Annotated in this window: 10 protein-coding genes and 1 pseudogene; 7 read left to right on the top strand and 4 right to left on the bottom strand. The window is 74.7% G+C overall.

The features are described from left to right. Positions 1-222: 222 nt before the first annotated feature. The 5 genes from ACI8AD_RS19540 (at position 223) to ACI8AD_RS19560 (ending at position 5,785) form a co-directional block, all read left to right on the top strand. Positions 223-1,170, top strand: a complete 948-nt coding sequence (locus tag ACI8AD_RS19540; RefSeq protein WP_456872192.1) for an Acg family FMN-binding oxidoreductase — start codon at positions 223-225, stop codon at positions 1,168-1,170. Positions 1,171-1,443: 273 nt separating this feature from the next. Continuing rightward, positions 1,444-2,139 (top strand): DUF998 domain-containing protein, encoded by a 696-nt coding sequence (locus ACI8AD_RS19545; RefSeq protein WP_456872193.1) that lies wholly within the window; start codon positions 1,444-1,446, stop codon positions 2,137-2,139. A gap of 189 nt (positions 2,140-2,328) precedes the next feature. Further along, positions 2,329-3,093: a hypothetical protein gene (locus ACI8AD_RS19550; protein ID WP_456872194.1), complete on the top strand. Its 765-nt coding sequence runs from the start codon at positions 2,329-2,331 to the stop codon at positions 3,091-3,093. Between the two features lie 14 nt (positions 3,094-3,107). Beyond that, entirely contained in the window at positions 3,108-4,952 is a 1,845-nt protein-coding gene (locus ACI8AD_RS19555) for a wax ester/triacylglycerol synthase domain-containing protein (RefSeq protein WP_456872195.1), read from the top strand. After that, a complete protein-coding gene (locus ACI8AD_RS19560) occupies positions 4,949-5,785 on the top strand; it encodes a 2-oxo acid dehydrogenase subunit E2 (protein ID WP_456872196.1) in 837 nt (278 codons plus the stop codon). The genes ACI8AD_RS19555 and ACI8AD_RS19560 overlap by 4 nt, the downstream gene beginning before the upstream one ends. Positions 5,786-5,819: 34 nt before the next feature. Here the strand turns inward: ACI8AD_RS19560 and ACI8AD_RS19565 are convergent, their stop codons facing one another. The 3 genes from ACI8AD_RS19565 to ACI8AD_RS19575 form a co-directional block, all read right to left on the bottom strand. Then, positions 5,820-6,386 carry a CPBP family intramembrane glutamic endopeptidase gene (locus ACI8AD_RS19565; RefSeq protein ID WP_456872197.1) on the bottom strand — a complete coding sequence of 189 codons (567 nt, stop codon included), beginning with the start codon at positions 6,384-6,386 and terminating at the stop codon, positions 5,820-5,822. Positions 6,387-6,602: 216 nt separating this feature from the next. Then, positions 6,603-7,136, bottom strand: a complete 534-nt coding sequence (locus ACI8AD_RS19570) for a flavodoxin family protein (RefSeq protein WP_456872198.1) — start codon at positions 7,134-7,136, stop codon at positions 6,603-6,605. A gap of 148 nt (positions 7,137-7,284) precedes the next feature. Further along, entirely contained in the window at positions 7,285-8,646 is a 1,362-nt protein-coding gene (locus ACI8AD_RS19575; RefSeq protein ID WP_456872199.1) for a nitroreductase/quinone reductase family protein, read from the bottom strand. A gap of 242 nt (positions 8,647-8,888) precedes the next feature. Between ACI8AD_RS19575 and ACI8AD_RS19580 the strand changes: the two genes are divergently transcribed. Next, the gene (locus tag ACI8AD_RS19580) at positions 8,889-9,935 is read left to right on the top strand and encodes a hypothetical protein (protein ID WP_456872200.1); all 1,047 of its coding nucleotides are present in this window, start codon (positions 8,889-8,891) and stop codon (positions 9,933-9,935) included. Beyond that, positions 9,932-10,708, top strand: coding sequence for a hypothetical protein (locus ACI8AD_RS19585; protein WP_456872228.1), 777 nt, complete (start codon positions 9,932-9,934; stop codon positions 10,706-10,708). Before ACI8AD_RS19580 ends, ACI8AD_RS19585 begins: the two co-directional genes overlap by 4 nt. A 246-nt stretch (positions 10,709-10,954) precedes the next feature. Here the strand turns inward: ACI8AD_RS19585 and ACI8AD_RS19590 are convergent. After that, a pseudogene (locus ACI8AD_RS19590) lies at positions 10,955-11,164 on the bottom strand (nitroreductase family deazaflavin-dependent oxidoreductase); the annotation flags it as partial. Between the last annotated feature and the right edge of the window lie 244 nt (positions 11,165-11,408).

Consider the following 11,408-nt stretch of genomic DNA (forward strand, 5'->3'; position numbering starts at 1 on the left):
ACGTGAGGCCGAACCCCCTGGCGGCGTAGCGCTGCCCCCGGCAACAGGGCGAGGCCGAGGACCAGGCGGCATGCGACCTTCGGCCCTGCGCGGCCTGTAGTGCCGGGCAGCACTGTTGTGTGCCGCCTGCTCACCGGGACGGGGCGGACAGGCGCTGCCAACAGCGACGGTCCACCGTCCGTTCGGCTGGCCACCGTGCGACTGTCCGGAGAGGAACTCGGCATGACCTCGTTGCGCAATGGCCTCGGCCGACTCGTCGAAGCGGCGGTGCTGGCGCCGTCGTCGCACAACACGCAGCCGTGGTCCTTCCGCGTCGGCGAGGAGGCGGTCGAGCTGCGCGCCGACCGCACGCGGGCGTTGCCGGTCAACGACCCGTTCGACCGGGAACTGACGATCAGCTGCGGTGCGGCGCTGGCGAACCTCGTGGTGGCCGCTCGTTCCCGTGGTCTCGGGCCCGAGATCGATCTCCTGCCCGATCCGCACGACACCGACCTCCTCGCCCGGGTCGCTCTACGCCCGGGGTCGGCACCGGCGGATGAGGAGCTGGCGGCGTCGATCGCGTCCCGCCACACCCACCGCGGCCGGTTCGCCGCTGCTCCGCCGGCGGCGACGCTGACGGCGATGGCGGCCGCCTGTGCGGCCCGGGATGTGACCTTCCACCTCGTACCCGACGAGCACCGCGGCGCGCTCGCCCATCTGGTCGCCGAAGGCGACCGCGCACAGTTCGCCGACCCGTCCTGGCGCCGGGAGCTCGCGAACTGGATGCGCCCCCGCCGATGCGGTGACGGGCTGACGGTCCCCCCGGTCGGCGGCGCGGTGACCCGGCTGGTCGTGGCACGCTTCGACGTCGGCGCGCGGACTGTGGTCAAGGACGAGATCCTGACCCGCGAGGCGCCGGCCGTCGCGGTGCTCACGACGTCCGAGGACGGCATGCGGGAGTGGTTGCGGGCCGGCCAGGGGTTGCAGTACGCACTGCTGCTGGCCGCGGCATCGGAAGTGCAGGCCGGCTACTCCAACCAGCCCTGCCAGGCGGCGGCGCTACGGCCCCGCGTGCGCGAGGCGCTGCAGCTAGCCGGCTGGCCACAGGTGATCCTCCGCCTGGGAGTGCCGCCCTCACGACCGCGGGCCGCGCCACGCCGTCCGGTGGACGACGTCCTGGTGCTCCGGTGAGGCCGTGACAGCTCCGCAGGACCGCCGGCGGTGTAGTCCGGGACGCGGGTGAGCGAGGCACGCTCGGGTGGGGCCTCACGGGCACGCCAGGGGGCGGTGCCTGCCCTGGTCCTCGGCGCCGACCCACTGCGATGCCCCGGCCGTGGCTGGCCGGCTGGTGAGGACGGAGGTCCACACGGGTCGGGACCGTCGGTCCTCCTGCTTCCGTGGCGCCGCGGGACAGCCTGGTCCCGACCGGGCACGGGCCCGCCGGGGCGAGACGAGGAGCCGATCATGACCGCCATCCCGAAGCCGGCCGGCCGGCGCAGCCAGGACGTGGAGACCACCGCACGGGTCGCCCCGCTGCCCCAGGGAGGCCGGGACGGCCGCGTCGCGGGCCTGTTGCTGTCCATCGCGGGCGTGGCGATCCTCATGGGGTCGATCACCGCCGAGGCGCTCCACCCGGGGCCCTACACCACCCACGCCGACACGCTCAGCCACCTGGGCGCGAGTGAGCCACCGGACAGCGTCGTCGTCCAGCCGTCCGCGGCGATCTTCGACGGCACCATGCTCGGGGCCGGCGCGCTGATCCTGCTCGGCGCGTGGTTCGCGCACCGGGCCCTGCGCCGGACGGCGGTGACCGTGCCGACCGCACTGCTTGGACTCGGCGTCCTCGGTGTCGGCGTCTTCCCACTGACCAGTCCCGGGATGCACACGGTCTTCGCGCTGCTGGCCTTCTTCTCCGGCGGTGTGGCCATGCTGCTGTCCGCCCGGACGACGCCGACGCCGTTCCGGCAGCTGTGGACCGTGCTGGGCGCAGTCTCGCTGGCGGCCATCGTCCTGGGCCTGGTCGCCCTCGACTGGACGCCGGTGGCGGCACTGGGCGAGGGCGGCATCGAGCGGTGGAACTCCTACCCGATCGTGCTGTGGCTGGTCGCCTACGGCAGCCAGCTGATCTCCGGCAGCACGAGGCAGGCGAACGCGCGGTGACCGGCGCTGTGATCGAGGTGCTGTACTCCAGGTCGCCGCGGGGATCTCCTCCACGCGTGCCCAGGTCTCGGCCCCACCGTCGCCGCCGGTGTCCACGTGCGCAGCTGAGCGGACCGCCGTGACCACGTGCCCACACCACCACGGTCGGGGGCCGTCCAGACCGCCCTCGACGCAGGCCGGGAGGACAGGATGAGAAGGACATCCCTGGTGGTGGCGGCGGTGGTCGGCGGCTATGCGGGGCTCCAGTGGCTGGGCCGCGCCTACGGGGCGACGCGCGCGGAGCGCCGGAGGCCGCTGCCCGGCGACGGCCTGTGCGCACACCCGCAGATGGTGACCACGCACGCGGTCACGATCGACGCCCCACCGGAGCACGTGTGGCCCTGGCTGGTGCAGATGGGGTGGGGCCGCGGCCAGTGGTACACCGCCCGCTGGGTCGACCGGCTGCTGTTCCCGGCCAACGGACCGAGCGCCGACGTGCTCGTTCCCGAGTGGCAGGAGCTGGCCGTCGGCGACCGCGTCCTCGACGGGCCACCAGAGGCCGACTGCGCCTTCGTCGTCGACGACCTCGATCCACCCCGGTACCTCGTGCTGCACTCCCGGGAGCACCTGCCGCCGGGCTGGGCCGACCGGTTCGGCGCCGGTGTGGACTGGACCTGGGTCTTCGTGCTCGAACCCGTCGCGGGCGGGCGCACCCGGTTCCTGTTCCGCACGCGGGTGCGGCTGAGCCCGTGGTGGGTCACCGCCGTCTACTGGACGGTGATGGTGCCCGCGGACCTCGTCATGTCCCGGCAGATGCTGCGCGGCGTCAGGAAGCGGGCCGAGCGGACGACCGCGGCGGACCTCGTCCGGCTGGCCTCCCGGGCGATCGCCCCCGCTGCTGCGGACATCCGGCCCGGGACGACGGCCGTCGCGGCGGAGCAGCGTGGACCCGTCCGGCCGCTCGGCCGGAACTGACCGAGGGGGGGCTCGTGCGTCCTGATCGTCTGACCCTGGGTGAGCTGGCGACCGTGTGGGTCGACGAGCCGGCCGCCCCGTTCCACATCGCCCTGGCCGGGGAGTTCGATGCCGCGCCCTTCCGGCGGGAGGACGGCGGGCTCGACCTCGAACGGGTCCGGACCGAGCTGGTCCGCCGGGTCGACCGGGTGCCGACGCTGCGGCGCCGGCTGGTGTGGACCCGCCTCGGGCAGGGGCGGCCGTACTGGGCCGACGATCCGGCCGTCGACGCCGCCGGACACGTCACCGGGACTTCCCTGCCTGCGGGGGAGACCTTCTCCGGCTGGTGCGCGCAGGCGGTCCTGCGGCCCCTGGACCACCGTCGACCGCTCTGGCGGGCGGAGGTGGTCGCCGGACTGCCCGACGGCCGGTTCGGGGTGCTCATCGTGGTGCACCACGTGGTCGCCGGCGGGCTCGCCGGTGTGGCGCTCGCTGCGACGCTGCTGGACACTGAGCCCGGCGAGGCGGTCGAGCGGCTGACGGCGGCACCCGACGCCGCCGGTACCGTCCCGGCCACCCCGGTTCCCGGTGCCGTACCGCCGCGCGGGCTACCTCGACGGGCACGGCGCGCTTGGCGGCAGCTGGCCGACGCGGCGGCCGACTTCCGCACCCGGGCGCCGGTGACCTCGTTGTCCCTCCAGGTCGGCCCCGGACGGCGACTGGCGACCGTGCAGCTGCCGCTGGAGGACCTGCGGGAGGCCGGGCACCGGCTCGGGGTCACCCTCAACGACCTCCTGCTCACCGCCGTCACCGGCGGGCTGCGGGAGCTGCTGGCCGGCCGCGGCGACGACGTCAGCGGCCTGGTGCTGCGCGCCTCGGTGCCGGTCGGTGCCCGCAGCGCCGGGCAGCCGGACGGCCTGCTGGTCGTCGGCCTGCCGGTCGGGGAGGACGAGCCGCTGCGCCGCCTGGCCAGCATCCACCACACCACGGCCCGGCTGAAGACGCGGCTGCGCGCCGGCGCCGGTGACGTCCTCGACGTGCTGCAGCTGCCCCTGCCGATGGCCCGGCTGGCAGTGCGCTGGATGCGGCGCATCGCCGGCGGCCGGATCAACCTGTTCGTCACCAACGTGCCCGGCCCCGACCAGCCGCTGTGGCTGGCCGGAGCGCGGCTGCTGGAAGCGGTACCACTGGCGCCGCTGACCGGGGGCGTGCCGCTGGGGATCGCCGCGCTGTCCTATGCCGGCACCCTCTCCGTCGGCATCAACGCCGACGGCGCCGTCGACGACGTCGACGTGCTCGCCGCCGGCCTGCAGCGGTCGTCCGCCACGCTGGTCGAGGCGGCCCGGTCCGGCGCCCGGCTGCCCGCCGCGCCGGTCGTCGCCGCCGGTCCCGACGCCCGGAGGGTCGTCGAGAACCGCGTCCTGGTCGACCACGACCCTGCGGAGGTGTTCGCCTTCATGACCGATCCCCGGCGAGAGCTGGACTGGAACTCCCAGCTGCTCTCGGTCGAGCAGCTCACCGACGGGCCCATCGGGGCCGGCACCCGGTTCCGGATGCGGTTCGGGCACGGCGTCGGCGACAGCACCGTCACCTTCACCGGCTTCGACCCGCCGCGGTCCTGGGCCGCGCACAGCACCTCCGCGCAGCTGGACGTCCACGCCGAGGGCCACGTCCAGCCGGCTGGATCCGGTGCGCGACTCATCGTCCGCACCGACCTCCGACCGCACGGACCGCTGCGTCCCCTGACCCCTCTGCTGCGCCGCTATGTGCACCGGACGTGGGACCGCGACCTGGCCACCATCAGGACCCACCTGCACCCGGGCGCGGCAGCCCCCGCTGCGCCGCTCCACGTCGGCCGCGACGACGTGCGACGGCCATGAGGCCTGCCGCGCGGGCCGACGAACGGCACACCACCCGCCCCTACCTCAAGGTGCGGCGGGCCTACGTCGACGTGCTCGACGCCGGACGGCGCAAGAACCTCATGCACGGACTCCTGCTGCTCGACGTGACCGAGGCCCGACGGCGGCTGGCGGGCCACGGCGACGGCTCGGCGCCGCTGTCGTTCACCGGTTGGGTGGCGCACTGCGTCGCGACGGCGGTGGACGCACACCGCATCGTGCACGCCTACCGGCGGCGCAACCGGCTGGTGCTCTTCGACGACGTCGACGTCAGCACGCAGATCGAGGCCGAGGCGGCCGGTCAGAAGGTGGTGAAGCCGCTCATCGTGCGGGCGGCCAACCGCAAGTCGGTGCGGCAGATCAGCGACGAGATCCGCGCCGCCCAGCACGAGCAGTCCGACGACGACCGGCGCTACCGCGCCACGGTCGCCTACGTCAGCCTTCCCCGGTTCCTGCGCCGGCTGGGTGAGCGGTTGGTGATGGCCGATCCCCGGGTGGTCAAGCGCCTCGGTGGCACCGTCGGGCTCAGCTCGGTCGGCATGTTCGGCCCCGGCGGCGGCTGGGGTCTGGTCTCCGCCCCACCGACCCTGATGGTGGTCGTCGGCGGCATCTCCACCCAGCCCCGGCTGGTCGACGGCAGGCTGCAGGACCGCCAGTTCCTGCACCTGACCCTGTCCCTGGACCACGCCATCGTCGACGGTGCCCCGGCCGCCCGCTTCGCCGCTCGTCTGACCGAGCTGATCGAGACCGCCGACGGGCTCACCGTCACCGCGGCGAGGGCCGGGCCGGCACCCGGTGCAGGGGGCGAGGCCTGACCGGCGGACCGTGACCTGGGCCGGACCGCCGCGCTCAGCGGCCCAGCCAGAAGCGCGCCGCCCCGACGCCGCAGGCGTCGGTGAGCACGTGGGGGAGCAGGACGTGACGTAAGCCGCCGGTGCGCCAGGCGGCCGCCGTGCAGGCCGCCCCGACGACAGCCGCACCGAGCAGGAACCCGGCGCGCCCGCGCGAGGACGGCAGGACCAGTTGCGGGGCCAGGTGCCAGACGGTGAAACCGGCCAGCGGCCACAGCGCCCCGCGGACCACGTCACCGCGGAACTGGTCGAGGAAGGTGCCGCGCCACAGCAACTCCTCGCCGACGGCGTTGACCGTGGCGGTGCCGATCATGACGGCGGCGACCCGGCGGTCGACCAGCCGGCGGTGCGGCATCAGCTCCGCGCCGACCGCGCCGGCCACAGGGAACGCCACCAGCACCATCTCGACCGGTCCCGGCCGCCGGCCGCTGCGGAGTGCGCGGACGACGCCGTCGGGTCCGAGCGCCCACAGTGGGAAGGCGGCGCACCAGCCGGCCCAGTAGACGGCGAAGCCGGTGGTGTAGGCGGTCCGCGGCGGCAGCTGTCGGCGCAGCAGCGCGAACACCGCCGTCATGGTGACCGGGACGGCGACTGGCGCAGCCAGCGGGGCCCGTCGCCGGGCAGCGGAGGAGCTCACCGGTTCGCCGGCGTCGACGGCTGCTCGGCGGGCATCTGCTGCTCCTCGTCCGGGTCGGTCGGGCTGCCGGTCGACCAGCCGCCGGGGACGGCGACCGGTCGCCGGGCGCCCGCCGGTGTCGGACGGCCAGGCGGGCTTCGTGGCTCAGGGCGTCATGGATCGGGAGGCCACGAGCTCGGCCAGGGTACGGCCCCAGGCCCGCGCACGGTCCTCCTCGCCGTCGACCAGGGGACCCTTCGTGTCGGCGACGAAGAAGTGCTCGGCCGGCGCGGCGATGAGTGCGCCGAGTCCGGTGAGGAGCGTCTCCTCGGTCCGGGAGGCGTGGTCCATCTTGGTCAGCATCTTGTGGCCGCTGCCGCGGGTGTCGAAGGCGGCCGCGAGGAGGCCGTCGGCCGGCGGCCCCAGGGCCTCGAGCCACTCGTGCAGTCCGGCGCCGGTGTCGGCGATGTCGGCCCCGTACTGCTTCACCGCTCCCTCCCGGGTGGATGGCCGGGGCATGCCGAATGCGTGGTTGGGACCGCCGACCACGAGCAACCCCACGTCGGGACCGATCTCGGTCGGGGCCTCGGCTGCGGCGACGACGTCCGCGGAGATCGAGGGCGACAGCCCCTCGGCGATCGCGTGGGCGATCGCTCGGGCGTCGCCGAACACGGACTCGTAGACCACGAGAGCACGCATCACGAACTCACCACCTCGGATGCTCGGTCGCTGACGTCGGCGACGCTACGGAGTCGCAGCGCGGGGCTTCCACCGGCGAAGTACCCGCACGGAGGGGTCGAAGGTCAAGGGCCGCCCGGACCAGCGCCACGGGCGCAGTCAGGTCCTGTCACGTCACCGGCGAGGCGCATGCGCGCGGACGCCCAGGAAGCTCTGCTGATCGACCCGGCGACCCGTCCGGCACGACACGGAAGACGGGAAACCGGTCGGCCGTCGCGGCGATCTCGGTGAGGTCGAGGTCGGGGCCGACGCCGAAGTCGGCCCGTGCCTCACGCCCGACCGCGGCGGTGCCGGGGCGGCGCCCCGCCCGCAGCAGCCAGGAGCGGATCACCGGCGGCCGGTCCGGGGAAGCCAGCTCGACCAGCGTCGCCGCCCGTCGCTGCCCGCGGCGGCCCAGCACGACCCGGCCGCCGGCCGCCCGCACGTTGCGGACCCACTCGGACTCCCCGGTGAGAGAGACCAGGTAGCCGGTGCCGTCGTGGTCGGCCAGCACGACGTTCGTCCGGCGGATCACACCGCTGCGGCGCCCCGGCACCTCGAGGGTGACCACGTAGCGAGGACTGAGCCCGAGTCGCGTGAGGGCGAACCCCAGCCACTGCAGACGCGCGTACAGCCGCGGCGGCGGCCTGTACCGGGCGGCGCCCGGATCGCCCAGCGGCACCAGGAGGCGATCGACAGTGCGTCGTCCGGCGCGGCCGACGTCGTGCCGCGCCAAGGCTCGCAGCGCCTCGGCTGCCCCGTGGGCGAGTGGATCTCCGTGCCCAGGAGCGATGACCCGCGGTTCCAGCTCGGCCAGCGCGGAGATGGACCGCTGGGCCGCCCGCCGGTTCCACGTCGTGTAGCGGGGCGGGCCGGCCAGCCGCTGCCGGCCGAGCAGCACGCCCGGGAGCGAGTTGAGGTCCACGGTGAGGACAGCGTCCCCGGAGGCCAGGACGCCGTCACCGGTGCGCAGGTAGGCGACCGAGCCAGGGGTGTGCCCCGGCGCGGGCGCCACCTGCCAGCCCGGCAGTCCCGGCACGCCGGCCTCCGGATCGAGAGCGCGGGTGACGTCGGTGATGTCCCCGGCCGCGGTGATCCGCCGCCGCGTCGACCGCGGGAGCAGGCGCAGGAGCGGGACGACCACCCACCGGTCCAACGGCATGCCGTACGCGGGCAGGTACTCGCCCCGCGCCAGCGGCAGATCGGCGGCGTGCGCGTACACCGGCACCTGCCAGACGCGGGCCAGGTGCCCGGCGGAACCCGAGTGGTCGGGGTGGACGTGGGTGAGCAGGATCGCTTCCGGGCGGGTGCCCGGTCCGAACAGCGACTCCGCGGCGCTCCTGATCGCCGCAGCGCTGCCTGCCCATGCGCAGTCGATGAGCACCCAGGCCGGATGGGAGCGGACCAGGTAGACGTTCGAGGCGACGGGGCCCCGGCCCACGGGCAGCAGGTACACGTCCGGGGCGACCTCCCGGGCACCGGACACCGCCATCTCGCCACTCCTGTCGGTCGCCGTCGGGTCCATCCTCGCCACACCTCCCGCGGCGCCCCAGAGGCGTGCGGCTCGGTCAGGGAGGCGTCCGACCCTGCCGGGGATGGCCACCTGCCCTGGTCCGGGCGGTCACCGCGATCGCAGGCTGCTGCCGGAAGGGCGGTGATCCGATGACCTCGTCGACGGCTCTCCTCCGGCCGGGCTCCGTGCCGACCGTCGGGCTCGGGCAGCGGCTCCGATCCGTGGCCGCGGAAGGGTCCGCGTCGCTGCGCCGGGCGCTGCACACCTCGGTCAACCGCGTTGTCGGCCTGTTCCGGCGGCTGTCCCGCCCGGTCGATCGAGCCGCGGGGGCCGCCGGGACGGTGGAGACCCCGCCCGGCGAGCCCACCAGAGCAGCCCCCGACACCGGGACGGCGCATGCCGGCTCCCGGCGCCTCGCGTGGCGCCTGTCGACCGCCGTTGCCGGGCTGATGACGGCAGCGTCGATGGCGGGCGTGGCCTGGCGGGGGTTGTACCGGGATGCACCGGCCAACGCGGCCACCTTCCGCGCCTACGACCTGGGATCGCTGACGGTCGCCACGCCACTGCTGGCGGGGGCCCTCGTGCGTGCCCGACGGGGATCCGCCCGGGCCGACCTGCTGTGGGCGGGGATGCTGGCCTACGTCGTCTACACGTACGCCTACTACGTGTTCGGCGCGGCATTCAACGCGCTGTTCCTCGCCCACGTGGCGCTGTTCGTGCTGGCCGCGGTCGCGCTGGCACTGGCGCTGCGGTGCCTCGACGTCACGGCGATCGTCGAACGGATCCGGCCGCGGACGCCGGTGCGCGCGGTCAGCGCCGTGCTGGGGTTGCTGGCCGCGTCGCTCGGCGGGATGTGGACCTGGTTCTCACTGCGGTTCGCGGCCACCGGTGCCGCGCCGGACGAGGGCCTGCTGCTCCAGCCCGCCCCGATCGGGCACCTGGGCTACGCGATGGACCTGAGCACGCTCGTGCCTGGCTTCGCCACTGCCGCGGCGCTGCTGTGGCGGCGGCGGCCGTGGGGGTACGTGCTGGGGGCCGTGCTGCTCCTGGCCAGCGCGGTCATCCAGGTGAACTACGTGCTCGCCCTGGCCGTCCAGGCGGCAGCCGGCATCCCCGGCGCGACGGCGTTCGATCCACAGGAGCCCTACATCGCTGCGGTGATCATCGGAGCCGTCGCCGTGCTGCTGGGCGGTCTGCGGCAGGAACCGGCCGGCACGTACGGGTCGGCGCACCCCCCGGCCCGTACCCCGACAGGAGCGCACCGGTGAGTGCCGGCCAGGCGGGACGGAGCCCGCTGCTGGAGGCGGCCCTGAACCTGTCCCGGTTCCACAAGGAGCACGAGCGCTTCTACGCCACGTCTCCGCTGGAGACGGCCCTGCGGCTGCGGCGGCACGCCCGTGCCCTGCTCGCACTGGCCGACCGGTGGACCACCGTCGAGCCGTCCGTGCACCCGGCGCTGAGCCCGTACGCGGGTACCGAGGACCTCAACAGCGAGGCCGCGACCGCGCTCGACGGCGTGCTGTTCCTCGAGGGCGAGGGGCGCCCGGCCGAGCTGACCGCGATGATCCTCGAGCTGAGGGCCGACGCCGCGAGCTTCACCGGCGGCGGGGAGTGGCTGGCGGAGGCGATGCACGCGTCGTGGAGCGTGGCTGCGGCGCTGCTGGAGGTCGACGGGCTGGCCGACGTGATGGGGGAGCGGCATCGGATCATCGCCAACGACTGGCTCGCCGCGCACCTGCAGTCGCTGGTCGGGACCTTGCTGGCTCGCGCGGCGGACATGCTCGACCAGGTCGACCTCACGCCGGCTGGACTGCGAGCCGACCTGCGCGGCGGGCGTGTGGCGCCGCAGCGGCTGTACTCCGCTGCGGAGGTCATCTCCCACGCGGCCGACCTCAGCTGCGAGTCCGCGCAGCTGGTGCACGACAACGAGCGCCGCTGGCGGGTCACCCGCGAGCGGATCGAGCACGTCGTGCTGGCCCTGAGTGCTGGTGTCACGGCGGCCGGATCCACCGACGGTGGGGACACGCACGGTCGCGAGTAGCGCCGGGCGCCGGAGGCCGGCCGTCACCGGACCTACGACTGCTGCGGCGCTGCCCCGGCCGCCGGGGTCAGGTCTGCGTCCCCGGCCGGAACGCGACGAAGGGGTGGGTGCGTACGAACTCCCACAGTGCGGCGTCGTCCCGCAAGTCGCCCCAGCCGAGGACGCGGCTGAGAGGCGGAGCCGGTGCGGATGGTCACGCCGGAAGCCGACGGCGACGTCGAAGGCCTCGTCTTCGGTGAGGAACCGCTGCTGAGGGGTGAACGTGGCCCCGCCCACCTGCACCTTCGTCGCGGAGCGTGCCTGCAGGTTGCGGTACCAGTCGGTCTGCGGTCCCCAGGCGGCGCAGATCACGGCCTCGCCGCTGACCTCGTCGTAGCGCAGCACCATCGCGACGGTCTGGTGAGGTTGGCCGGTCCTGCGGCCGGTGTGGGTGAACGCGACGAAGGTGCGGCCCACCGCCGGCCCGGCGTCGTGCTGGTACGCCTTCAGCGGCAGCCGGAACAGCGCCCGCGCCAGCCTGCCGGGCCTGTGACGCAGCCCCAGCAGCGGGCGGTCGTGGCCGACCGGGCGCGACGTGCCCGCAGTGCTCATGTGTTTCCTCCCCGGTCGCGAGCCACGCACCGCACTGGTGACCACGGAACTGCACGACCAGCTGGGAAGCCAGTGACGATGGTCCTGCCGCCCCGTGTCGACAGGGCCG

This window comes from Geodermatophilus sp. SYSU D00766, assembly GCF_054049915.1.

Excerpts from the sequence above, each read along its gene's own strand:
- ACI8AD_RS19550 (WP_456872194.1), top strand. The coding sequence starts at position 2,329 with ATGAGAAGGACATCCCTGGTGGTGGCGGCGGTGGTCGGCGGCTATGCG.
- ACI8AD_RS19545 (WP_456872193.1), top strand. The coding sequence starts at position 1,444 with ATGACCGCCATCCCGAAGCCGGCCGGCCGGCGCAGCCAGGACGTGGAG.
- ACI8AD_RS19540 (WP_456872192.1), top strand. The coding sequence starts at position 223 with ATGACCTCGTTGCGCAATGGCCTCGGCCGACTCGTCGAAGCGGCGGTG.
- ACI8AD_RS19570 (WP_456872198.1), bottom strand. The coding sequence starts at position 7,136 with ATGCGTGCTCTCGTGGTCTACGAGTCCGTGTTCGGCGACGCCCGAGCG.
- ACI8AD_RS19575 (WP_456872199.1), bottom strand. The coding sequence starts at position 8,646 with ATGGCGGTGTCCGGTGCCCGGGAGGTCGCCCCGGACGTGTACCTGCTG.
- ACI8AD_RS19560 (WP_456872196.1), top strand. The coding sequence starts at position 4,949 with ATGAGGCCTGCCGCGCGGGCCGACGAACGGCACACCACCCGCCCCTAC.